21 protein-coding genes are annotated in these 23,365 nt (G+C 72.2%); 12 read left to right on the forward strand and 9 right to left on the reverse strand.

Annotated features, from left to right (window positions below; translation table 11 throughout):
- Positions 1–22: 22 nt before the first annotated feature.
- The 3 genes from ACZ434_RS05235 to ACZ434_RS05245 all read right to left on the reverse strand — a co-directional run bounded on the left by ACZ434_RS05235 (position 23) and on the right by ACZ434_RS05245 (position 4,183).
- On the reverse strand, positions 23–823 hold the full coding sequence (locus tag ACZ434_RS05235) for an enoyl-CoA hydratase/isomerase family protein (protein ID WP_468452019.1): 801 nt from the start codon (positions 821–823) through the stop codon (positions 23–25).
- Positions 824–1,646: 823 nt separating this feature from the next.
- Positions 1,647–2,756: an adenylate/guanylate cyclase domain-containing protein gene (locus ACZ434_RS05240; RefSeq protein WP_468452899.1), complete on the reverse strand. Its 1,110-nt coding sequence runs from the start codon at positions 2,754–2,756 to the stop codon at positions 1,647–1,649.
- Between the two features lie 545 nt (positions 2,757–3,301).
- The gene (locus tag ACZ434_RS05245; protein WP_468452021.1) at positions 3,302–4,183 is read right to left on the reverse strand and encodes a biotin--[acetyl-CoA-carboxylase] ligase; all 882 of its coding nucleotides are present in this window, start codon (positions 4,181–4,183) and stop codon (positions 3,302–3,304) included.
- A gap of 110 nt (positions 4,184–4,293) precedes the next feature.
- Here ACZ434_RS05245 and ACZ434_RS05250 point away from each other — a divergent pair, with 110 nt between their 5' ends.
- The 4 genes from ACZ434_RS05250 to ACZ434_RS05265 all read left to right on the forward strand — a co-directional run bounded on the left by ACZ434_RS05250 (position 4,294) and on the right by ACZ434_RS05265 (position 7,106).
- Entirely contained in the window at positions 4,294–5,883 is a 1,590-nt protein-coding gene (locus ACZ434_RS05250; protein WP_468452023.1) for an acyl-CoA carboxylase subunit beta, read from the forward strand.
- A gap of 19 nt (positions 5,884–5,902) precedes the next feature.
- Positions 5,903–6,109 carry an acyl-CoA carboxylase epsilon subunit gene (locus tag ACZ434_RS05255; RefSeq protein WP_468452025.1) on the forward strand — a complete coding sequence of 69 codons (207 nt, stop codon included), beginning with the start codon at positions 5,903–5,905 and terminating at the stop codon, positions 6,107–6,109.
- Between the two features lie 216 nt (positions 6,110–6,325).
- Positions 6,326–6,454 (forward strand): morphogenic membrane protein MmpB, encoded by a 129-nt coding sequence (gene mmpB, locus ACZ434_RS05260; RefSeq protein WP_099499542.1) that lies wholly within the window; start codon positions 6,326–6,328, stop codon positions 6,452–6,454.
- 31 nt (positions 6,455–6,485) lie between these two features.
- The gene (locus ACZ434_RS05265) at positions 6,486–7,106 is read left to right on the forward strand and encodes a Maf family protein (protein ID WP_468452027.1); all 621 of its coding nucleotides are present in this window, start codon (positions 6,486–6,488) and stop codon (positions 7,104–7,106) included.
- On the opposite strand, the gene ACZ434_RS05270 is transcribed toward ACZ434_RS05265, so the two are convergent.
- Complete coding sequence (locus ACZ434_RS05270) at positions 7,075–7,611, reverse strand: hypothetical protein (RefSeq protein WP_468452029.1); 537 nt, start codon at positions 7,609–7,611, stop codon at positions 7,075–7,077. The two genes, ACZ434_RS05265 and ACZ434_RS05270, sit on opposite strands and share 32 nt — an antisense overlap.
- Before the next feature lie 340 nt (positions 7,612–7,951).
- Here ACZ434_RS05270 and ACZ434_RS05275 point away from each other — a divergent pair, with 340 nt between their 5' ends.
- Entirely contained in the window at positions 7,952–9,724 is a 1,773-nt protein-coding gene (locus ACZ434_RS05275) for an acetyl/propionyl/methylcrotonyl-CoA carboxylase subunit alpha (RefSeq protein ID WP_468452031.1), read from the forward strand.
- A gap of 731 nt (positions 9,725–10,455) precedes the next feature.
- Here ACZ434_RS05275 and ACZ434_RS05280 read toward each other — a convergent pair.
- Complete coding sequence (locus ACZ434_RS05280) at positions 10,456–11,406, reverse strand: DeoR/GlpR family DNA-binding transcription regulator (RefSeq protein ID WP_468452033.1); 951 nt, start codon at positions 11,404–11,406, stop codon at positions 10,456–10,458.
- Positions 11,407–11,555: 149 nt separating this feature from the next.
- Complete coding sequence (locus tag ACZ434_RS05285) at positions 11,556–13,004, reverse strand: NAD(P)H-quinone dehydrogenase (protein ID WP_468452035.1); 1,449 nt, start codon at positions 13,002–13,004, stop codon at positions 11,556–11,558.
- A 97-nt stretch (positions 13,005–13,101) separates the two neighbouring features.
- Between ACZ434_RS05285 and ACZ434_RS05290 the strand changes: the two genes are divergently transcribed.
- From ACZ434_RS05290 to ACZ434_RS05300, 3 genes are all read left to right on the forward strand, one after another.
- Positions 13,102–13,542 (forward strand): gamma-glutamylcyclotransferase family protein, encoded by a 441-nt coding sequence (locus tag ACZ434_RS05290; protein WP_468452037.1) that lies wholly within the window; start codon positions 13,102–13,104, stop codon positions 13,540–13,542.
- 91 nt (positions 13,543–13,633) lie between these two features.
- Positions 13,634–14,458 (forward strand): purine-nucleoside phosphorylase, encoded by an 825-nt coding sequence (locus ACZ434_RS05295; RefSeq protein WP_468452039.1) that lies wholly within the window; start codon positions 13,634–13,636, stop codon positions 14,456–14,458.
- A gap of 673 nt (positions 14,459–15,131) precedes the next feature.
- The gene (locus tag ACZ434_RS05300) at positions 15,132–16,769 is read left to right on the forward strand and encodes a phospho-sugar mutase (RefSeq protein ID WP_468452041.1); all 1,638 of its coding nucleotides are present in this window, start codon (positions 15,132–15,134) and stop codon (positions 16,767–16,769) included.
- 42 nt (positions 16,770–16,811) lie between these two features.
- On the opposite strand, the gene ACZ434_RS05305 is transcribed toward ACZ434_RS05300, so the two are convergent.
- Positions 16,812–17,543, reverse strand: a complete 732-nt coding sequence (locus tag ACZ434_RS05305; RefSeq protein ID WP_468452043.1) for a PH domain-containing protein — start codon at positions 17,541–17,543, stop codon at positions 16,812–16,814.
- 165 nt (positions 17,544–17,708) lie between these two features.
- On the opposite strand from ACZ434_RS05305, the gene deoC reads away from it, so the two are divergent.
- Genes deoC through ACZ434_RS05320 form a run of 3 tightly spaced genes read left to right on the forward strand, consistent with a single transcriptional unit; the run spans position 17,709 to position 21,032 of the window.
- Positions 17,709–18,662 (forward strand): deoxyribose-phosphate aldolase, encoded by a 954-nt coding sequence (gene deoC, locus ACZ434_RS05310; RefSeq protein ID WP_468452901.1) that lies wholly within the window; start codon positions 17,709–17,711, stop codon positions 18,660–18,662.
- A 5-nt stretch (positions 18,663–18,667) separates the two neighbouring features.
- Positions 18,668–20,131: an aldehyde dehydrogenase family protein gene (locus ACZ434_RS05315; protein ID WP_468452045.1), complete on the forward strand. Its 1,464-nt coding sequence runs from the start codon at positions 18,668–18,670 to the stop codon at positions 20,129–20,131.
- Positions 20,124–21,032 (forward strand): aldehyde dehydrogenase family protein, encoded by a 909-nt coding sequence (locus ACZ434_RS05320; RefSeq protein WP_468452047.1) that lies wholly within the window; start codon positions 20,124–20,126, stop codon positions 21,030–21,032. The genes ACZ434_RS05315 and ACZ434_RS05320 overlap by 8 nt, the downstream gene beginning before the upstream one ends.
- Before the next feature lie 108 nt (positions 21,033–21,140).
- Here the strand turns inward: ACZ434_RS05320 and ACZ434_RS05325 are convergent, their stop codons facing one another.
- Positions 21,141–21,479 carry a hypothetical protein gene (locus ACZ434_RS05325; RefSeq protein WP_468452049.1) on the reverse strand — a complete coding sequence of 113 codons (339 nt, stop codon included), beginning with the start codon at positions 21,477–21,479 and terminating at the stop codon, positions 21,141–21,143.
- A 127-nt stretch (positions 21,480–21,606) separates the two neighbouring features.
- On the opposite strand from ACZ434_RS05325, the gene ACZ434_RS05330 reads away from it, so the two are divergent.
- Positions 21,607–22,248, forward strand: coding sequence for a uridine kinase family protein (locus ACZ434_RS05330; protein ID WP_468452051.1), 642 nt, complete (start codon positions 21,607–21,609; stop codon positions 22,246–22,248).
- 318 nt (positions 22,249–22,566) lie between these two features.
- Here the strand turns inward: ACZ434_RS05330 and ACZ434_RS05335 are convergent, their stop codons facing one another.
- Complete coding sequence (locus ACZ434_RS05335; RefSeq protein WP_468452053.1) at positions 22,567–23,304, reverse strand: SigE family RNA polymerase sigma factor; 738 nt, start codon at positions 23,302–23,304, stop codon at positions 22,567–22,569.
- Between the last annotated feature and the right edge of the window lie 61 nt (positions 23,305–23,365).

Consider the following 23,365-nt stretch of genomic DNA (forward strand, 5'->3'; position numbering starts at 1 on the left):
AGCGAACGAGGAGCTCTCCCCTCTACTCCCCGGGCCACTCCGGCCTGCGCTTCTCGTTGAAGGCGGCGACACCCTCCGCCCGGTCCCCCGAGAACGCCACGGACCGCCAGGCGGCATCCTCGACCTCGAGCCCGGCGGGCAGATCGAGCCCGTGCCCGAGCCGCAGCGCCCGCTTGGCCGCCCGCAGTCCGACCGGGGAGTTCGCGGCGATCCGGGACGCCATGGCCAGCGCCTCCTCCCGGTCCCGCCCCTCGTCCACCAACTGGTCGACCAGCCCCAGCTCCCGCGCCTCACCGGCTTCCACCCGCCGGGCCGTGAAGATCAGCTCGGCGGCCCGCGCCGCCCCCACTCTGCGGGGCAGCAACTGCGTACCGCCCCCGCCCGGAATCACCCCGACGGACACCTCGGGCAGCCCCACCACCGCCGTACGGTCGGCGACGATCACATCGCACGACAGGGCGAGCTCGAAGCCGCCCCCGAGCGCGAAGCCGTGAACGGCGGCCACCGTGGGCACCGGCAGCCCGAGCACCCCGGTGTACGCCCCGCGCGCCACGGGCCGCTGACGCACCAGATCGGCATCGCTGAAGGAATTGCGCTCCTTCAGATCGGCCCCCACACAGAACGCCCGCTCGTGCGACGAGGTCAGCACCACCGCCCGTACGTCACGGTCCTCACCCAGCGCCGCGCAGGCCCCGGCGATCGACCGGGCCATCTCCGTGGACACGGCGTTCATGGCCTTGGGCCGGTCGAGAACGAGCTCCGCGACATGCCCCCGCTCATGCCGGCGCACCAGCACGAACTCCCCGAACCGTTCCTCACTCATGACACCCTCCGGTTAACGCGGGTTAACTTTTCGCTCGTCCCGATCATCGCAGCCGACGCCCACCCGGAAAAGGGCGCACGTCCAGTTCCCTCGTCACCCCCCGGCCACCCGTTCGAGTGACATCCGGCCGACTGCGGTCCCTCCCCTCACGGGAGCGCATAGCGTGCGCACACCGCGGCGCGTCGGGGGCGCGCGGCAGGGGAGGACAGCGATGACACCGAAGAGACCGGCGCAGCCACCCACCCGGACCGGCCGCCTCCGGGGTCGCCACCGCAGGCCCCGCCCCCGCAAGGCGCTGCTGGCCGCGAGCGGCCTGGCCCTGGCCGCCGGAGCCGTCGCCCTGCTCCGCCTGACCACGGCCCCCGAAGGAGGACCGGGCACCGGCGTGGAAGCGGGCCCCCGCCCCACCGTCCACCAGGACACGCCCACGAGCACCCCGCCGAGCACACCCCCGCGGAACACGCCGACGACGCCACCGACCCCACAACCGAGCCCGTCCTCCCCCAAGGCCCTCGGCGGCAAGCGCACAACCCCCGTCACCCCACCCGGCCCACGCCCACCCACACCCCCCAGCCCCCCGGCCCCGGAAACGACGACGAACCCACCACCCCCCGAACCCCCGACCGGCAGACGCCCCGACACACCCCGCCCACCCGGCCCGCCACCCCCCGCACACGGGAAACCGCCCCCACCGGACAGACCGACCGCACCGCCCCCGGAACCGGACCCCGTGCCTGCTCCCGGCCTGTGCGTACCGATCATCGGCCTGTGCGTGGGCACGGGACAGCCGTACTAGGCGCACGCACCAGAGGGACCAGAAGGGCTAGGAGGCAGACGGAGGAGCCTCGTGACGACGAGTGAGCAGCCAGGGCTCCACCACACCCAGTCCACGCACCGGCCGCTGCCACATCGGCTGGAGCGCGAACCGGTACGTCGGCGGCTCCTCGCCCTCCTTCTCCGCCGCGGCGACCGCCTCGGCCGCGGCGGCCTCGGAGGCGGGTGCGTCACCGGTACGGATCAGTTCCTCGGCGAACGCGGTGTCGACGAGCACGGCGTCACGGGGGGCTATGGAGGTGAGGCGGGAAGCCAGATTGACCGTCGTACCGAACACATCGCCCATCCGGGTGGTCACCGTGCCGAACGCCATACCGACCCGCAGCTCCGGCATGGTCTCGTCGTTCGCCAGGGTTTCGACCAGCCGTATGGCGATCTCCGCGGCGGTACCCGCGTCGTCGGCGGCGTAGAGCACCTCGTCGCCCAGCGTCTTGATGAGCCGCCCGCCGCGCGCGGCGACGAGATCGGCGGCGGTGGTCTCGAAAGCCTCGACGAGCTCGCCGAGCTCCTCCTCCTCCATCCGCCGGGTCAGCCGCGTGAACCCCACGAGATCCGCGAAGGCGACCGCCAGCCGCCGGTCGACCATCTCCTCGTCGTCGGCCCCCTGCACGACCCGCCCGGCCGAAGCGGCGAGCTGCCGGCGCCAGACGTAGACCAGGAACTCCTCCAGCTCGGGCAGGAGCAACTCGACGATCGGGTACGTCACCTCGGTACGGGTCATCCCCGGCTCGGGCGGCTCGGTCAGCCCTTCCAGGAACGAATCGATCTGCCATTCGGCCAGCCGGGCGGTGGTCTGCCCGGTGGACCGCGCCACCTGCACCGCCATGGCCTCGCTGAGCAGCCCCGCCTCCACGAGACCGGCGAGCCGGCGCAGCGCGAGGACGTCGGCCTCCGTCAGGGCCTTGGCCTGTCCGACGTCGGCGAAACCCATGGCTCGCCAGAAGCGGGTGGCCAGCTCCATGGTCACACCGGCGCTGCGGGCCGCCTGAAACGGTGTGTAGCGGCGCTCGGCGCCCAGAATGAGCTGCTCGAGGCGCAGAGCAAGCGGATCCTCGCCGTCGCCCTGCGCGTCCGCAGAACCCGAGTCGTCGACGGTCACGCGTTTGTTGCCCTTCCGATCTGCCACGGCCCTGTATCGACCGGCCTCAACTCTACGGCAGGTGTGCGCCAGCTCACTCTGTTGGGTTGGGCCGGGGGTGGGGGCGGGGCGGGTTTCGCAACCCGGCGTTGATGGCGGCCGGGGGGTGTTGTGCAGCCCGGCGCTGCACCGGTTGCCCGGCGTGGGTGCGGGCCGGGGGGTGTCCGCGCAGCCCGGCGCGAGCGGGGTGCCGTCGCGCCCACCCGTGCCGCCCCAGCGGCACGACTGCCCGCGGAGCGCGGGGGGCTGCCCGCAGGCGCGTACGGCGGGGAGGGGACGGGGCGGGGGTGGTCGCCCGCAGCGACTGGCGCGTCCACGCCCCGAACCCCTACCAGCCGGCCTATTCCGCGCCAGTCCGAGGACGGCCACCCCCGACCCGGCACCGACCCACCCACCCACCGCAGGCGCTACCCGCACCCCCACCGAAGGAACAGTGGCGCCGCAGGCACAAGACCCGCACCCCCACCGGAGGGACAGCGGCGCCGCAGGCATACGACCACCCGCCGTCAGCCGGACGACGACGCAGGCCGCAGGTGCACGATGTCCCCCGCGCCCACCGGTTCCCGCATCCCCGACTCCGTAGCCAGCACCAACCGCCCGTCCCCGTCCACCGCGACCGCCTCCCCCACCAGCGCCCGCCCCCCCGGCAGCTCCGCCCGCACCCTCCGCCCGAGCGTCGCGCACCCCGCCGCGTACGTCTCCTGCAAGCCGCAAGCCCCCGCGTCCCCGCCCGCGTCCCGCCACCGCCCGTACCACTCCTCCAGCCCCCGCAGCACAGCCCGCAGCAGCGGATCCCGGTCCGTGCTCACCGCCCCCGCCAGCGCCAGCGACCCCGCCCCCGGCACCGGAAGCTCCTCCGCCCGCAGGCTGACGTTGATCCCGACCCCCACCACGACACCACCGCCCTGACCGGCCCCCTCCGCCAGGATCCCCCCGGCCTTGCGCTCGGCTCCCCCCACGGTCACCAGCACATCGTTCGGCCACTTCAGCGCCGTATCGACCCCCGCCGCCCGCGACAGCCCCGTGGCCACCGCCACCCCCGTCAGCAACGGCAGCCACCCCCACCGGTCCACCGGCACGTCCCGCGGAGTGAGCAGCACGGAGAAGAACAGCCCCGACCGGGCGGGCGCGCTCCACTGCCGGTCCAGCCGCCCCCGCCCGGCCGTCTGCTCCTCGGCGACGAGAACGGCACCCTCACCCACCTCGCCCGCCACGGCCCGCGCCACCAGGTCCGAGTTCGTCGACCCGGTCCGCTGCACCACCTCCACCGAGGACCACAGCGCCCCCTCCCGCACCAGCCCCCGCCTCAACGCCCGCGCGTTGAGCGGCGGCCGCTCCAGGTCGGACCAACGGCTCCCGTACGGTTCTGATGCATCTCGCGGCGTCATGCAAGTCACCCTAGGTGTGGGGAACGCCGCACTGCCGAAGCGAAGACCCCCCACTACGCTACGGATGAGTAACCGTCCCCCCTTTTGAGCAGGCAGGGAGCCGCATCCCGATGTCCGAGCCGGAAGAGCAGCAGCCTGACATTCACACGACCGCGGGCAAGCTCGCGGATCTTCAGCGTCGCATCGAAGAGGCGACGCACGCCGGCTCCGCACGCGCCGTCGAAAAGCAGCATGCCAAGGGCAAGCTGACGGCGCGTGAGCGGATCGATCTCCTGCTCGACGAGGGTTCCTTCGTCGAACTGGACGAGTTCGCCCGGCACCGCTCCACCAACTTCGGCCTGGACGCCAACCGCCCCTACGGCGACGGCGTCGTCACCGGCTACGGGACCGTCGACGGCCGCCCGGTCGCCGTCTTCTCCCAGGATTTCACCGTCTTCGGCGGAGCCCTCGGCGAGGTCTACGGCCAGAAGATCGTCAAGGTCATGGACTTCGCGCTGAAGACCGGCTGCCCGGTCATCGGCATCAACGACTCCGGCGGCGCCCGCATCCAGGAGGGTGTGGCCTCCCTCGGCGCGTACGGTGAGATCTTCCGCCGCAACACCCACGCCTCCGGCGTGATCCCGCAGATCAGCCTGGTCGTCGGCCCCTGCGCGGGCGGCGCGGTCTACTCCCCCGCGATCACCGACTTCACGATCATGGTCGACCAGACCAGCCACATGTTCATCACCGGCCCGGACGTCATCAAGACGGTCACCGGCGAGGACGTCGGCTTCGAGGAACTCGGCGGCGCCCGCACCCACAACACCGCCTCCGGCGTCGCCCACCACATGGCCGGCGACGAGAAGGACGCGATCGAGTACGTCAAGCAGCTCCTGTCCTACCTCCCGTCCAACAACCTCTCCGAGCCCCCGGCCTTCCCCGAGGAGGCCGACCTCACGGTCACCGACGAGGACCGCGAACTCGACGCGATCGTCCCGGACTCGGCGAACCAGCCCTACGACATGCGCTCCGTCATCGAGCACGTCCTCGACGACGGCGAGTTCTTCGAGACGCAGCCGCTGTTCGCGCCGAACATCCTCACCGGCTACGGCCGCGTCGAGGGCCGGCCCGTCGGCATCGTCGCCAACCAGCCGATGCAGTTCGCCGGCTGCCTGGACATCACCGCCTCCGAGAAGGCGGCCCGCTTCGTGCGCACCTGCGACGCCTTCAACATCCCGGTGCTCACCTTCGTCGACGTCCCTGGCTTCCTGCCCGGCGTGGACCAGGAGCACGACGGCATCATCCGCCGCGGCGCCAAACTGATCTTCGCCTACGCCGAGGCCACCGTCCCCCTCATCACGGTCATCACCCGCAAGGCCTTCGGCGGCGCCTACGACGTCATGGGCTCCAAGCACCTGGGCGCCGACCTCAACCTTGCCTGGCCCACCGCGCAGATCGCCGTGATGGGCGCGCAGGGCGCCGTCAACATCCTGCACCGCCGCACCATCGCCGAGTCGGACGACCCGGACGAGGCCCGCGCCCGGTTGATGCAGGAGTACGAGGACGCCCTCCTCAACCCCTACGTCGCGGCCGAGCGCGGCTACGTCGACGCGGTGATCATGCCGTCCGACACCCGCCGCCACATCGTCCGCGGCCTGCGCCAGCTGCGCACCAAGCGCGAGAGCCTGCCCCCGAAGAAGCACGGCAACATCCCCCTGTAGAGACCGGTAAGGAGCTGCTGTGATCAAGGTCGTACGGGGCAACCCCACCCCGGAGGAGCTGGCCGCCGCACTGGCGGTGGTCCGGGCCCGCGCCGCGGCGGCGTCCGCCGTGCCGTCCGGCGCGCCCGCACCGCGCGATGCCTGGTCGGACCCGTCCCGCATCGCCGCCCACCGCCTGCCCCAGCCGGGCCCGGTGTCGTGGACGCGCACCTACTGGCCGAGCTAGACCCGGTCGCGCGGAGCTGCACCCCCAGCTCCGCGCCCGCGGCCGCACGACGGAGCGGCCGCACGACGGAGCGGCCGCACGACAAAGCAGCCGCGCGGATCAGCCGCACGACAAAGCGGCCGCATGCCTAAGCAGCCGCACGGCGGAACAACGCCGCACCCCTACTTGAGTACGCGTACTCAGGCACCCCGGCCTGCCAAGCCGCACGCTGGTGACATGCTGTGGTCCGACCCCGAGAACGAGCCGCCGAAAGAACTGCGGGACATGCAGGACATGCTGCGGCGGCTGGGCGTTCTCATGGCGCTGGCCATGGTGCTCGCCATGATCGTGATCGGTGTGAGGTGAGGCGTCCGGGCGACGTCGATACGCTGACCGCATGACAGCTGACCCGCGCCGCCGCCTCGTGCTCGCCTCCCAGTCCCCCGCCCGGCTCGGGCTGCTCCGCCAGGCCGGACTCGCGCCCGAGGTGATCGTGAGCGGGGTCGACGAGGACGCCGTCACCGCCCCCACCCCCGCCGAACTGGCGCTCGCCCTGGCCGAGGCCAAGGCCTCCGTCGTCGCCGCGAAGCCGGAGGTCAAGGGGGCTCTGGTGATCGGCTGCGACTCGGTCCTTGACCTGGACGGCCGAGCCCTCGGCAAGCCCGCGGACGCCGAGGAGGCCACCGCACGCTGGAAGGCCATGCGGGGCCGCGCGGGCACGCTCCAGACCGGCCACTGCGTCTACGACACGCTCAGCGGCCGGTACGCGTCCGCCACCGCTTCCACCGTCGTCCGTTTCGGTGATCCCTCGGACGAGGAGATCGCCGCGTACGTCGCCTCCGGGGAACCGCTCCACGTGGCCGGGGCGTTCACCCTGGACGGCCGCTCGGCGCCGTTCATCGACGGCATCGACGGCGACCACGGCAACGTGATCGGCATCAGCCTGCCCCTGGTGCGCCGTCTGCTGGCCGAACTGGGCGTCGGCATCACGGAGCTGTGGGCGCCGCGGGAGGCGTGACGGGGGAGCCCTCCGCGGGAGCCGTACCGGGGCCGCTCCCGGGATCCGTACCGGGACTGCTCCCGGGCGTGGTGCCGACGGGCGCGTCGGGGCGGCCGTCGTACGTCATCAGGAGCAGCACGATCAGGCCGAGGACGACCACCATGAACAGGAACGCGGCCCAGCCGATCAGCCCCCACGCGAACGCGCCCAGCAGCCCGTGCACCACCGCGGCGCTGATCAGCAGCACCCTGCCGGCACCGGCCGGCGCCCGGTCGCGCAGGGCGACCAGCAGGGCCACCAGGCCGCACAGGGCGAAGTAGAGCCCGAAGACGACTCCGCCCGCCTTCGAGGACACCGACATCATGTGCGGGTCGAGACCCGCCAGGGACATGTCCTGCCGGTCGACGACGACGCCCAGCAACCAGTTCACCGCCGCGATGCCGAGCGCCTCGGCGAACAGTACGAGCGCCACGACCCACGCCACCGGTCTGCGCACCACCGGCCCCCACCCACTTTCGAGCATGACTGTGGTTACCCCGAGTATGTTCGGGCCGACGCGAAGGCTACTAACGGGTAAACCTCGGTACAAGGGTTCTACGAGGGGCAAAGAATCATTGGGCCATTCGTAGGGACTCGACAAAGAATCAGAGTGGGCCGCAGCACGCTCTCACAGAGACCTTGACCACATCTGGCGGCTAGGGTTTCCGGGAGGAATCCCGCGTACCCAGGTGCGACAAGGGATTTCGCGGGTCGAGCAAGCCTGGCATCACGCTCCGTGTGGGCAAGCTCACCACTGGGGACGGGTCGAAGTGCCGTGTCGGCAGTCCCTAAACTCGGCTTGTTTCAAGGAGGGAGCCTCAATCGTGCGCAAGGTGCTCATCGCCAACCGTGGCGAAATCGCTGTCCGCGTGGCCCGGGCCTGCCGGGATGCCGGAATCGCGAGCGTTGCCGTCTATGCCGACCCGGACCGGGACGCTCTGCATGTCCGCGCCGCGGATGAGGCGTTCGCCCTGGGCGGTGACACTCCGGCCACCAGTTACCTCGACATCGACAAGGTCCTGAAGGCAGCCCGTGAATCGGGCGCGGACGCCGTCCATCCCGGCTACGGCTTCCTCTCCGAGAACGCCGAGTTCGCGCAGGCGGTCCTGGACGCGGGCCTGAACTGGATCGGCCCGCCGCCGCAGGCCATCCGCGACCTGGGTGACAAGGTCGCCGCCCGGCACATCGCTCAGCGCGCGGGCGCCCCCCTGGTGGCGGGCACGCCCGACCCGGTCTCCGGTGCCGACGAGGTCGTCGCCTTCGCCGAGCAGCACGGGCTGCCGATCGCCATCAAGGCCGCGTTCGGCGGTGGCGGGCGCGGGCTGAAGGTCGCCCGCACGCTCGAAGAGGTGCCGGAGCTGTACGACTCCGCCGTGCGCGAGGCGGTGGCCGCGTTCGGGCGGGGCGAGTGCTTCGTCGAGCGCTACCTCGACAAGCCGCGGCACGTGGAGACGCAGTGCCTGGCCGACCGACACGGCAACGTGGTCGTGGTCTCCACCCGTGACTGCTCGCTCCAGCGGCGGCACCAGAAGCTGGTCGAGGAGGCCCCCGCGCCCTTCCTCTCCGACGCCCAGCTGGAGGAGCTGTACTCCGCCTCCAAGGCCATCCTCAAGGAGGCCGGTTACGTCGGTGCCGGCACCGTGGAGTTCCTGGTCGGCCTGGACGGGACGATCTCCTTCCTCGAGGTCAACACGCGTCTGCAGGTGGAGCACCCGGTGACCGAGGAGGTCGCGGGCATCGACCTCGTACGGGAGATGTTCCGCATCGCCGACGGCGAGGAGCTCGGCTACGACGACCCGGTGCTGCGGGGGCACTCCTTCGAGTTCCGCATCAACGGCGAGGACCCGGGGCGCAACTTCCTGCCGGCCCCCGGCACGGTCACCACGTTCGCCCCGCCGTCGGGTCCGGGCGTGCGGCTGGACGCGGGTGTCGAGTCCGGGTCGGTCATCGGTCCGGCGTGGGACTCGCTGCTGGCGAAGCTGATCGTCACCGGCCGTACCCGCAAGGAGGCCCTGGAGCGGGCGTCCCGGGCGCTGGAGGAGTTCCAGGTCGAGGGCATGGCCACGGCCATCCCGTTCCACCGCGCGGTGGTGAAGGACCCGGCGTTCGCGCCCGAACTCACCGGTTCGGACGATCCCTTCACGGTGCACACGCGGTGGATCGAGACGGAGTTCGTCAACGAGATCAAGCCGTTCGCCGCCGCGGTGGACGTGGAGGCCGAGGAGGACGCGGGCCGCGAGACGGTGGTCGTCGAGGTCGGCGGCAAGCGCCTTGAGGTCTCACTGCCGGCGTCGCTGGGGATGTCCCTGGCCCGTACGGGTCTGGCGGCGGGCGCCAAGCCGAAGCGGCGGGCGTCGAAGAAGTCCGGCCCGGTGGCCTCGGGCGACACCCTCGCCTCCCCGATGCAGGGCACGATCGTGAAGATCGCCGTGGAGGAGGGGCAGGAGGTCAAGGAGGGCGACCTGGTCGTGGTCCTGGAGGCCATGAAGATGGAACAGCCCCTGAACGCCCACCGCTCGGGCACGGTCAAGGGCCTGACCGCGGAGGTCGGCGCGTCGGTGACGTCCGGCGCGGCCATCTGCGAGATCAAGGACTGACACGTCGTCCGGCTGACGGCCGGTGGTCGTATGCCTGCGGCGCCACTGTCCCTCCGGTGGGGGTGCGGTAGCGCCTACGGGCGGTGGGTGGTGCGGGGCCGGGTCGGGGGTGGCCGTCCTCGGACTGGCGCGAAATAGGCTCGCTGGAGGGGCTGGGGGCGCGGACGCGCCAGCCACTGCGGGCGACCACCCCCGCCCCGACCCCTCCCCGCCGCCCGCGACCACTGCCGCCCACTGCGCCATCCACCCCGATCGCCATACGCGCCCGCGGGCAACCCCCCGCGACCAGTCGTCCCGCTCCCCCGCGCCCAGTCATGCCGCTCCCCCGCGCCCCGCGACCAGTCATGCCGCTCCCCCGCGCTCCGCGACCAGTCGCCCCGCTGCCCCGCGCCCCGCGGGCAGTCATGCCGCTCCCCCGCGCTCCGCGACCAGTCGTCCCGCTCCCCCGCGCTCCGCGGGCAGTCGTGCCGCTGGGGCGGCACGGGTGGGCGCGACGGCACCCCGTAAGCGCCGGGCTGCGCGAACACCCCCCGGCCCACACCCACGCACGGCGAGTGCAAAGGCACCGGGCCGCGCGGCGCCACCCGGCCGGCATCGCGGGTGCGCATCCCCGCCGCCGCCATCAGGCGCGGTCACCCCCCGGACCGGGGGACGACGGGGCCACCCCCGTCAACACCAGACACCCGGCACCAGACACCCGGCACCGGGCACCCCACCCGCCGCGCAGCGCTTCACCGTCTCCGAAGATCCGCCACCCGAGCCGCCCGCTCAGCCCCCTGCCCCACCGGCCCCGCGCCCGGCCCCTGCTCCGCCGCCGCCCCCAGCGCCACCGCCGTACGCAGTCCGGGCCCCTGCCGTCGGGGACCGGGAAGCGGTACGTCCCGGCGCCGGCCGGCCGACGGCGGGCCCTCACCCCCGGCGCCCGCGGAACCCCCCGGCGCCCCCGCGACAGCGATCTGCACGCCCTGATCCGCGAGCGCCTGAAGCTCGGTCGCCGCCCGGTCGTCGTGCGCGGGCGGCTCGTCCGTCACCAGCCGGGTGATCAGATCCGTCGGCACGGTCTGGAACATCGTGTCCGTACCGAGCTTCGTGTGATCCGCGAGGACCACCACCTCCGCCGCGGCCTGCACCAGCGCCCGGTCGACGGACGCCGACAGCATGTTGGACGTGGACAGCCCGCGCTCGGCGGTCAGACCGCTCCCGGAGAGGAACGCCCGCGACACCCTCAGCCCCTGCAGGGACTGCTCGGCACCGCTGCCGACGAGGGCGTAGTTCGAACCGCGGAGCGTACCGCCGGTCATCACGACCTCCACCCGGTTGGCGTGGGCCAACGCCTGGGCGACCAGCAGGGAGTTGGTGACGACCGTCAGCCCGGGCACCCGGGCGAGCCGGCGGGCCAGCTCCTGCGTGGTGGTACCCGCGCCGACCACGATGGCCTCGCCCTCTTCCACGAAGTTCGCGGCGAGGTCGGCGATGGCGGTCTTTTCGGCGGTCGCGAGATGAGACTTCTGCGGAAATCCGGACTCTCGCGTGAAACCGCCCGGAAGTACCGCACCGCCGTGCCGGCGGTCGAGGAGTCCTTCTGCCTCCAGCGCGCGCACGTCCCGCCGTACGGTCACTTCGGAGGTCTGGACGACGCGGGCGAGTTCACGGAGCGACACGGCTCCGTTCGCTCGCACCATTTCGAGGATCAATTGGCGACGTTCTGCAGCGAACACGAAACTGACAGTAACGCCGGCGACCGTCTGCTTTCAGCAGTTTGCGCTGAATAGCAGAAGTTGTTCGCACGGCCCCACACCAAGTGGTATAGGGCCGGTGCGGGTTCCGGTGGTCAGCCCTCGCCGCCCGTCTTACGCGTGTGCAACTGCCGCGCCACCTCGGCGATCGACCCCGACAGCGAGGGGTACACGGTGAAGGCGTTCGCGATCTGCTCGACGGTCAGATTGTTGTCGACCGCGATCGAGATGGGGTGGATGAGTTCCGAGGCGCGCGGCGCCACGACCACTCCGCCCACCACGATGCCGGTGCCCGGACGGCAGAAGATCTTGACGAAGCCGTCGCGGATGCCCTGCATCTTCGCGCGCGGGTTGCGCAGCAGTGGCAGCTTCACCACGCGGGCGTCGATCTTCCCGCCGTCGACATCGGCCTGGGAGTAGCCGACGGTGGCGATCTCGGGGTCGGTGAAGACGTTCGACGAGACCGTCTTGAGGTTCAGCGGGGCGACCGCGTCGCCCAGGAAGTGGTACATGGCGATGCGGCCCTGCATCGCCGCCACCGAGGCGAGCGCGAAGACACCGGTGACGTCACCGGCGGCGTAGACGCCGGGGGCGGTGGTCCGGGAGACCTTGTCGGTCCAGATGTGGCCGGAGTCCCGCAGCCTGACCCCGGCCTCCTCCAGGCCCATGCCCGCGGAGTTCGGAATGGCGCCGACGGCCATCAGACAGTGCGACCCGGTGATGACGCGCCCGTCGGCGAGCGTCACCTCCACCCGGTCGCCGACCCGCTTGGCGGAGGCGGCTCGGGAGCGTGCCATGACGTTCATGCCGCGGCGCCGGAAGACGTCCTCCAGCACGGCGGCCGCGTCCGGGTCCTCGCCCGGCAGCACCCGGTCGCGCGAGGACACGAGGGTCACCCGGGACCCGAGCGCCTGGTAGGCGCCGGCGAACTCGGCGCCCGTGACACCGGAACCGACCACGATGAGCTCCTCGGGAAGCTCGTCCAGGTCGTACACCTGCGTCCAGTTGAGGATCCGCTCGCCGTCGGGCCGGGCGTCCGGCAGTTCCCGCGGGTGGCCGCCGGTGGCGATGAGCACCGCGTCCGCGGTGAGCGTCTCCTCGCTCCCGTCGGCGGCGCGCACCACGACCTTGCGCGACCCGTCGAGCGCCTGCATGCCCTCCAGCCGGCCGCGCCCGCGCAGCACCCGCGCCCCGGCCCGCGTCACGGACGCGGTGATGTCGTGCGACTGCGCCAGGGCGAGCCGCTTCACACGCCGGTTGACCTTGCCGAGGTCCACGCCGACCACGCGGGCGGCCTGCTCGATGTGCGGGGTGTCGTCGGCGACGATGATGCCGAGCTCCTCGTAGGAGGAGTCGAACGTGGTCATCACCTCGGCCGTGGCGATCAGGGTCTTGGACGGCACGCAGTCGGTGAGCACCGACGCGCCGCCCAGGCCGTCGCAGTCGACGACGGTCACCTCCGCGCCGAGCTGCGCGGCGACCAGCGCCGCTTCGTATCCGCCGGGTCCGCCACCGATGATCACGATCCGAGTCACGTACTCCATTGTCCCGCACACTTCACCGTGCGACCGCCCGGGGGCCGCAGCCGTGGCCCCGCCGTTACGGAAGGGTCGCCCGTTGTCCCTGCCGTACCCTTCCTCCATGTCGCTCTACGCCGCGTACGCCGGCAACCTCGACGCGCGGCTGATGTCCCGCCGCGCCCCGCACTCGCCGCTGCGCGCCACCGGCTGGCTCAACGGATGGCGGCTGACGTTCGGCGGTGAGCACATGGGCTGGGACGGTTCCCTCGCGACCCTGGTCGAGGACCCGATCTCGCAGGTCTTCGTGGCGCTCTACGACATCGCCCCGATGGACGAGGAGTCGCTGGACCGCTGGGAAGGGGCGAGCGGCCTGGACCTCTACCGCCGCACCCGGGTGCGCGTCCACACCCTGGACGGCGAGGACCGGGCCTGGACCTACGTCCTGAACAGTTACGAGGGCGGCCTGCCCTCGGCCCGCTACCTGGGGGAGATCGCCGACGCGGCCGAGTCCGCGGGGGCGCCCCACGACTACGTGATGGAACTGCGCAAGCGTCCCTGCTGACGCCCTTTGGTGGAAAACGACAAAACAACGATCGCCAACCCGTCACCTTCGACATCTACGCGCGTAGGCGAATACCGGCTACCCTCTTCGCGTGAACGCTTCTCTTCTTCCGGACGACATCCAGGGCGACCCCTACGCCGCGGCCGACGCCGCCGCCGCGCGCCTGCGCGAACTCACGGGCGCCGAGACCCACGACGTCGCCCTCGTGATGGGCTCCGGCTGGGCCCCGGCCGTGGACGCCCTCGGGACGCCCGAGGCCGAGTTCCAGGTCACGGAGCTGCCCGGCTTCCCGCCGCCGGCGGTCGAGGGCCACGGAGGCAAGATCCGCTCGTACCGCATCGGCGCGAAGCGCGCCCTGGTCTTCCTGGGCCGTACGCACTACTACGAGGGCCGGGGCGTCGCGTCCGTCGCCCACGGTGTCCGTACGGCGGTCGCGGCGGGCGCCAAGACGATCGTCCTGACCAACGGCTGCGGCGGCCTGCGCCAGGGCATGCGCCCCGGCCAGCCGGTCCTGATCAGCGACCACATCAACCTCACGGCCACGTCGCCGATCGTCGGCGCGAACTTCGTCGACCTGACCGACCTGTACTCGCCGCGACTGCGGGCGCTGTGCAAGGAGATCGACGCGAGCCTGGAGGAAGGGGTCTACGCGCAGTTCCCCGGGCCGCACTACGAGACTCCGGCGGAGATCCGGATGGCCCGGGTGATCGGGGCGGACCTGGTCGGCATGTCGACGGTCCTCGAGGCGATCGCCGCGCGGGAGGCGGGTGCGGAGGTGCTGGGCATCTCGCTGGTCACCAACCTGGCCGCGGGGATGACGGGGGAGCCGCTGAACCACGAGGAGGTCCTCCAGGCCGGGCGGGACTCGGCGACGCGGATGGGGGCGCTGCTGACTCAGGTGCTGGGGCGGTTGTAGGGCGGCGGGCTGTCCAGCCCGGGTGCGGTGCCGGTGCCCCCGGCGCGGGTACCGGCGGGCTGTGCAGCCCCGTGCTGCATTGGCCTCCCTGGCGCCGGCACCGGCAAGGTGGGCTGTACAGCCCCGTGTTTCACCGGTTGCCCGGCGTGGGTGCGGGCCGGGGGAGGTTGCGCAGCCCGGCGCGAGCGGGGTGCCGTCGCGCCCACCCGTGCCGCCCTGGGGGTACCCCCTCTGGGGGAGGCACGACTGCCCGCGTAGGGCGGCGGGCGGCTGCCCGCGGATCGCGGAGGGGCCGGGAGTGGTTGCGCAGCCCGGCCCTTGCAGGGCGCGGGCGGTGGGAAAGCCGCACACGGCGACCGGCGTGGACGGCGAGGGCGCGGCAATGGTCGCGCGCGGCGGGAAGGGGACGGGGCGGGGGTGCTCGCCCGCAGCGACTGGCGCGTCCGCGCCCCGAACCCCCTCCAGCCGACCTATTCCGCGCCAGTCCGAGGACGAGTACCCCCGACGCGGCCCCGACCCACCCACCCCCCGTAGGCGCTACGCGCACCCCCACCGGAGGGACAGCGGCGCCGCAGGCATACGACCACCGGCCTCGAGCCACCCACCACCGACCACCCACCACCCACACCACGTGACACCCTGACAGACCACGACCCAGAGAGGCCGACCAACCGTGGCAGACGACGACGCCCTCATCGCCCAGGCCCAGGCATGGCTCACCGAGGACCCCGACCCGGACACCTGCGACGAACTCGCCGGCCTCATCCGCACCGGCGACCACGCCGAACTCGCCGCACGCTTCGCCGGCACCCTCCAGTTCGGCACCGCCGGCCTCCGCGGCGAGCTCGGCGCGGGCCCGATGCGCATGAACCGCTCCGTGGTCATCCGAGCCGCCGCCGGCCTCGCCGCGTACCTCAAGAGGAACGGCCACACCGACGGCCTCGTCGTCATCGGCTACGACGCCCGCCACAAGTCGCAGACGTTCGCCGAGGACACCGCCGCCGTGATGACCGGCGCCGGCCTCAAAGCGGCCGTACTGAACCGCCCCCTCCCCACCCCCGTCCTCGCCTTCGCCATACGGCACCTCGGCGCGGTCGCCGGCGTGGAGGTCACCGCCAGCCACAACCCGCCCCGCGACAACGGCTACAAGGTGTACCTCGGCGACGGCTCCCAGATCGTCCCCCCGGCCGACGCGGAGATCGCCGCCGAGATCGACGCGGTGGCCTCCCTCACCACCGTCCCCCGCCCCACCGAAGGCTGGCAGACCCTCGACGACACGGTCCTCGACGCCTACCTCGCCCGCACGGACGCGGTCCTCGCCAAGGATTCCCCCCGCACGGCCCGCACCGTCTACACGGCGATGCACGGCGTCGGCAAGGACGTCCTCCTCGCCGCGTTCGCCCGCGCAGGCTTCCCCACCCCCGTCCTCGTCGCCGAGCAGGCCGACCCCGACCCGGAGTTCCCGACCGTCGCGTTCCCCAATCCGGAGGAGCCCGGCGCGATGGACCTCGCCTTCGCGAAGGCGCGTGAGACGGACCCGGACCTGGTCATCGCCAACGACCCCGACGCCGACCGCTGCGCCGCCGCCGTGAAGGACGGCGGGGACTGGCGCATGCTGCGCGGCGACGAGGTCGGCGCGCTGCTCGCCGCCCACCTGGTCCGCCGCGGAGCGACCGGCACGTTCGCGGAGTCGATCGTCTCGTCGAGCCTCCTGGGCCGTATCGCCGAGAAGGCCGGATTGCCGTACGAGGAGACCCTGACCGGCTTCAAGTGGATCGCCAGGGTCGAGGGCCTGCGCTACGGCTACGAGGAGGCGCTCGGCTACTGCGTCGACCCGGACGGCGTAAGGGACAAGGACGGCATCACGGCGGCGCTGCTCCTCACGGAACTGGCCTCCACGCTCAAGGAAGAGGGCCGTACCCTCCTCGACCTCCTGGACGACCTCGCCGTCGAGCACGGCCTGCACGCCACCGACCAGCTCTCGGTCCGCGTCGAGGACCTCGCCCTGATCGCCTCCGCGATGCGCAGGCTGCGCGACCAGCCGCCAACCGAGCTGGCCGGTCTGCGGATCACCACCGCCGAGGACCTGACCCGGGGCACTGCGACGCTCCCGCCCACCGACGGCCTGCGCTACACGCTGGACGGCGCGAGGGTCGTCGTCCGCCCGAGCGGCACGGAACCGAAGCTGAAGTGCTACCTGGAGGTGGTGGTCCCGGTGGCGTCGAAGACCGCCCTCCCGGAGGCCCGTACGAAGGCGACGGCGCTCCTCGAAAGGCTCAAGCGAGACCTTTCCGAAGCAGCCGGCATCTGAGGAACCGAACTCGCGCGGGGCGAACACGTCGCCCCGCGTCCCTCACCCCACCGCCAGCAGCACAGCCAGCAACAGCGCCCCCGCGACGGCGGGCCCCACGACCTCGTAGGCCCACCGCACGGTCACCTCGCCCTGTGCGGCCTCCGCACCGTGCCGCTGCTCGCGCAGCTCACGCATCTCCTCCATCGCCCGGTCGCTCTCATGCCGCCGGGGCCCGGGGGCAACGGCACCCGGACCGATCCCGTCCCCGCCACCACGGCCACCGCGGCCACCACCGCCACCGCCACCACCGCCGACGCGCGCGTCCCGCGCCGCCCGCGCGGCGGCCCGCGACTCGTGCCGTGCCGCCCGCCCACGGGCCCGCAGCGAGACCGGAAGGGCCCAGAGCTGGTACTTCTCGCCGGTCCGGGCGTAGACCTCGTTGGAGAAACCGGACCGCAGCGAGGCGACCTCTCCCCAGGGCAGTGTGATCAAGCGGAAGGGGTTGCGGACGCGCAGGCGGTCGTCGTTGACGTAGACGGCGGGGCGCAGGGTGTAGGCGACGACCAGCGGCACGAGAAGGAGCATGGTGGCGAGGGCGAGCCACGGGGTACGGCCCTCTCCGGCGACCACCGCGTCGATGCCGAGCCAGCCGACAACGGCGAGCAGCAGCACACCGCCGACCAGGGCCGCGGGCGAGCGGTAGATCCGGTCCTTGTTGAGGGGCGTCGCGGACCCGGACCCGGCGGGCTTCGTGGGCTCCGGGTCGGGCGACTGGTGCTCGGGGCTCGTCATGCTCCCGATTCTGCCCGACGCCTGAATCCACCCCGTACGCGGTGGACTCAACGCACCCCACAAGCCCCACCACCCCCGCAGCAGCCCCCGCACCACCGCCCCCGCGGCAGATCCCACCCGGGGCTGTACAGCCGCTACGCGCGTAGATATGCTCGTCTGGTGACCATGCCCACCACTGCACCACACGCTCTCAGCGACGTCACCGCGTCCGACGGCACGCTGCGCCGCTTCCTCCACGGGCTGCCCGGCGTCGACGCGGTCGGCCTGGAGGCGCGGGCCGCCTCCCTCGGCACCCGTTCGATCAAGACGACCGCGAAGGCGTACGCCATCGACCTCGCCATCTCGATGGTCGACCTGACGACGCTGGAAGGCGCGGACACCCCGGGCAAGGTCCGGGCGCTCGGCGCGAAGGCGGTCCGCCCCGACCCGACCGACCGCACCACGCCCGCCACGGCAGCGGTCTGCGTCTACCCCGACATGGTGGCCACGGCGAAGGAGGCGGTGGCCGGCTCCGCCGTCAAGGTCGCCTCCGTCGCCACCGCGTTCCCGGCCGGCCGTGCCCCCATCGCCGTGAAGCTGGCGGACGTCCGCGAGGCCGTCGCCGCCGGTGCGGACGAGATCGACATGGTCATCGACCGGGGGGCGTTCCTCGCGGGGAACTACCTGAAGGTGTACGACGAGATCACCGCCGTGAAGGAGGCCTGCGGGACGAACGCCCGCCTGAAGGTCATCTTCGAGACGGGCGAGCTGTCGACGTACGACAACATCCGCCGGGCGAGCTGGCTCGGCATGCTGGCCGGCGCGGACTTCATCAAGACCTCCACCGGCAAGGTCGCCGTCAACGCGACCCCCGCCAACACCCTCCTCATGCTGGAGGCCGTCCGCGACTTCCGCGCCCTGACCGGCGTCCAGGTCGGCGTGAAGCCGGCCGGCGGCATCCGCACGTCGAAGGACGCCGTCAAGTTCCTGGTCCTGGTCAACGAGACCGCGGGCGAGGACTGGCTGGACAACCACTGGTTCCGCTTCGGCGCGTCCTCGCTGCTGAACGACCTGCTGATGCAGCGCCAGAAGCTGGCCACCGGCCGCTACTCCGGCCCCGACTACGTGACGGTGGACTGATCACCATGGCACCTGTTTTCGACTACGCACCGGCGCCCGAGTCCCGCTCGATCGTCGACATCGCCCCCTCCTACGGCCTGTTCATCGACGGCGAGTTCACCGAGGCCGCCGACGGCAAGGTCTTCAAGACGGTCTCCCCCTCCACGGAGGAGGTCCTCTCCGAGGTCGCCGAGGCCACCGAGGAGGACGTCGACCGCGCGGTGAAGGCCGCCCGCAGGGCCTTCGAGAAGTGGTCGGCGCTGCCGGGCTCCGAGCGCGCCAAGTACCTCTTCCGCATCGCCCGCATCATCCAGGAACGCAGCCGCGAACTCGCCGTCCTCGAAACCCTCGACAACGGCAAGCCGATCAAGGAGACCCGCGACGCGGACCTCCCCCTGGTCGCCGCGCACTTCTTCTACTACGCGGGCTGGGCGGACAAGCTCGACCACGCCGGGTTCGGCCGGAGGACGACGAACGGGCACAGCGGCGCGGCCCCGAAGCCGCTGGGCGTGGCCGGCCAGGTCATCCCCTGGAACTTCCCGCTCCTGATGCTGGCGTGGAAGATCGCCCCGGCCCTCGCGACCGGGAACACGGTCGTCCTGAAGCCCGCCGAGACGACGCCCCTCTCCGCGCTGTTCTTCGCGGACATCTGCCGCCAGGCCGGTCTCCCCAAGGGCGTCGTCAACATCCTCACCGGCGACGGCCGCGCCGGAGCCGCGCTGGTCGCCCACCCGGACGTGAACAAGGTCGCCTTCACCGGCTCCACGGCCGTCGGCAAGCAGATCGCGCGCACGGTCGCGGGCACCCGTAAGAAGGTCACCCTCGAACTGGGCGGCAAGGGCGCCAACATCGTCTTCGACGACGCCCCGATCGACCAGGCCGTCGAGGGCGTCGTCAACGGCATCTTCTTCAACCAGGGCCAGGTCTGCTGCGCGGGCTCCCGTCTCCTGCTCCAGGAGTCGATCCACGACGAGTTCCTCGACTCCCTCAAGCGCCGCCTGTCCACCCTCCGTCTCGGCGACCCGCTGGACAAGAACACCGACATCGGCGCGATCAACTCCGCCGAACAGCTGGCCCGGATCACCGCGCTGGCCGACCAGGGCGAGGCGGAGGGCGCCGAACGCTGGTCCCCGGCCTGCGAACTCCCCTCCTCCGGCTACTGGTTCGCGCCGACGCTCTTCACCAACGTCACCCAGGCGCACACCGTCGCCCGCGACGAGATCTTCGGCCCCGTCCTGTCCGTCCTCACCTTCCGGACGCCCGACGAGGCGGTCGCCAAGGCCAACAACACCCCGTACGGCCTGTCGGCGGGCATCTGGACGGAGAAGGGTTCGCGCATCCTGGCGGTCGCGAACAAGCTCCGCGCGGGCGTCGTCTGGTCCAACACGTTCAACAAGTTCGACCCGACCTCACCGTTCGGCGGTTACAAGGAGTCGGGCTACGGCCGCGAGGGCGGCCGTCACGGCCTGGAGGCGTACCTCGATGTCTGAGAAGACCGAAAAGACCGAACCGCGACTCTCGGTCTTCAAGACCTACAAGCTGTACGTCGGCGGGAAGTTCCCGCGTTCGGAGAGCGGCCGGGTGTACGAGGTGACCGACTCCAAGTCGAAGTGGCTGGCGAACGCCCCGCTCTCCTCCCGCAAGGACGCCCGTGACGCGGTGGTCGCCGCGCGCAAGGCGTTCGGCGGCTGGTCCGGCGCGACGGCGTACAACCGCGGCCAGATCCTGTACCGGATCGCGGAGATGCTCGAAGGCCGCCGTGACCAGTACGTCGCCGAGGTCGCCGACGCCGAGGGGCTGTCGCGGTCGAAGGCGGCGGCGCAGGTCGACGCGGCGATCGACCGCTGGGTCTGGTACGCGGGCTGGACCGACAAGATCGCCCAGGTGGTCGGCGGCGGCAACCCGGTCGCGGGCCCGTACTTCAACCTGTCCTCCCCCGAACCGACGGGCGTGGTCGCCGTCCTGGCCCCCCAGGAGTCGTCCTTCCTGGGCCTGGTCTCGGTGGTCGCCCCGGTGATCGCGACGGGCAACACGGCGGTCGTGGTGGCGTCCGAGAAGTCCCCCCTCCCCGCCCTCTCCCTCGGTGAGGTGCTGGCCACCTCCGACCTCCCCGGCGGTGTGGTCAACATCCTCTCCGGCCGTACGGCGGAGATCGCCGCCCCGCTCGCCGCGCACCAGGACGTCAACGCGATCGACCTCGCGGGCGCCGACGAGGCGCTGGCGAAGGAGCTGGAGATCGCGGCGGCGGACAACCTCAAGCGGGTTCTCCGTCCACAGCCTGTGGACAACTGGTCGGCAGCCCCCGGCACGGACCGCATGACGGCGCTCCTGGAGACGAAGACCGTCTGGCACCCCACGGGTTCACTCGGCGCGTCGGGTTCCGCCTACTGATCCACACCCCCCACCCCCCACACCACCGGAGCGCCGTACCCCCTCCTCCGTCCGGGAGGCAGTACGGCGCTCCGACCTTGCCCACCACCCCACCACCCCGTCAGCCCCTCAGCCCCTCAGCACGTCCGTCGCCCGCCCCGCCCCCGGAACGCTGTCGACCGACGGCGCCTGGGCGACCGGGCCGGTGACCGCCCGCGAGTCCACCGCCCGGAAGTCGGCGACCTGCGTACGGACTCCGTTGTCGAGCGGGTCCACGCCCGTGCCGGCCAGCGGGTTGGGCTGGAGGTCCGCGACCGCGCCCACGGAGTGCCGGGCGTCGTCGAGGAGCGGTACGGATTCCGCGGCGGCGGCCGTCGTCGCGCCGGCGCCGAGCGCCGCGCCGGCGGTCGCGAGGACGGCCAGGGCGCGTCGGGCGGTCGGCGTCTTGGGTGCCTTGTGTCGGGCCATCGCTGGGCCACCTCTTGCCTTCGCTGGGTGATCGGTCCGACGCGCAGCGTAGTGGAGATGTGACGCGCGCTTCAAAGCCGTACCGCGGGGCGTACGCCGTCCCTCCGATGCCTCAGACTGGTGTCCCGTGAGTTCCCAGTCGCCCATATCCGCGCGAGTCGTGCTGCTCTGCGGCCCCTCCGGCTCCGGCAAGTCCCTCCTCGCGGCCCGCTCCGGCCTTCCGGTGCTGCGCCTCGACGACTTCTACAAGGAGGGCGACGACCCGTCCCTCCCGCTGGTGACGGGGTCCTCGGACATCGACTGGGACCATCCCGGCTCCTGGGACGCGGACGCCGCCGTCGCCGCGATCGAGCGGCTGTGCCGCACCCGCCGTACCCCGGTCCCCGTCTACGACATCGCGCTGAGCGCCCGTACGGGTGAGGCGAGCGTGGACATCGGCGGGGCTCCGCTGTTCATCGCGGAGGGCATCTTCGCCGCGGAGATCGTCGCCCGCTGCCGTGAACTGGGCCTGCTGGCCGACGCGCTGTGTCTGAGCCGGGGTCCGGTACGGACGTTCCGGCGGCGCTTCCGGCGCGACCTCAGGGAGGGCCGCAAGTCGGTGCCGTTCCTGCTGCGCCGGGGCTGGCGGCTGATGCGGCTGGAGCGGTCGATCATCGCCCACCAGACGGCGCTGGGCGCGTACGCCTGCGACCGGGACGAGGCGCTGGCCCGCCTCGCGGCAGCGGAGTTCGCCGTACGCCCGCGGACGGGGACCGGCACACCGGCCTGACCCGGCGGCGGAAGGGCCGGGCGCATACGAAGAGCGGGACTGGGCGGGCCCCCCGGCCCTCCAGTCCCGCTGTTTCGCACTCCCCCGTGCTCCCCCCCTGATCCCCGTGCTCCCCCCGTGTCTCCCCCGTGATCCCTTGCTTCCCGGATCCCTCCTGCTTCCCCCGGATCCGGGAGGTGGGCCCCCGTTCCCCCCTGTGCTCCCCCTCTTGGTCCCCCGTTCACTCACCCCGGCGACGCCCCCGGCGTCCCCGCGGCTCCCCCCGTTACTCGTCCCCCCGGCCCGTGGATCCCCCGATCCCCGGGCTTCCCCCTGCCTTCAGGCGACAAGCTCCCCGAAGGCGTTCTCCTCGTCACGGCCGAAGCTGAGGACCTCGTCCTCGCGCAGCCGGCGGAGCGACCGCCAGATGCTGGACTTCACCGTGCCGACACTGATGCCGAGGATGTCCGCGATCTCCGGGTCCGTGCGGCCCTCGTAGTAGCGCAGGACCAGCATGGTCCGCTGGAGTTCGGGCAGCCGGGCCAGCGCCTGCCACAGGACGGCCCGCAGCTCGGTGCCGCGCATCGCGTCCGTGTCGCCGGCCGTCTCCGGCAGTTCCTCGGTCGGGTACTCGTTCAGCTTGCGGCGGCGCCACGCGCTGATGTGCAGATTGGTCATGGTGCGGCGGAGGTATCCGCCGACCGCCGCCTTGTCGCTGATCCGGTCCCACGCCCGGTAGGTCGAGAACAGTGCGCTCTGCAGCAGGTCCTCGGCCTCGAAGCGGTCGCCGGTCAGGTGGTAGGCGGTGGCGTACAGGGAGGCGCGGCGCTCCTGGACGTAGGCGGTGAACTCCACCTCCGACAGCGAGCGGCGCTCCCCCGAGCCCTCCCCGTACGCGCTTCCCCCGTTGGCGTCCCCCGTGGACGCGTCAACCACCGTCATGATCGCGGTGTGCTGACGCCCGGCGCCGCGAGCGCACCCCCGCATGCTCGCGGCACCGGACTTCCCGGAACCCCGGTGCACATCGTGCAGGCGCGTGATCACTGCGCTGGTGCTGGTGCCGTGCAGCGTGTTCATCTCGCGCCCCCCGTCGTGGAGTTCCGTCGTCCTGTCCTGCCGTTGTGCTTGTGCCGAAAAG

It is taken from the genome of Streptomyces sp. NPDC030893 (assembly GCF_055571535.1).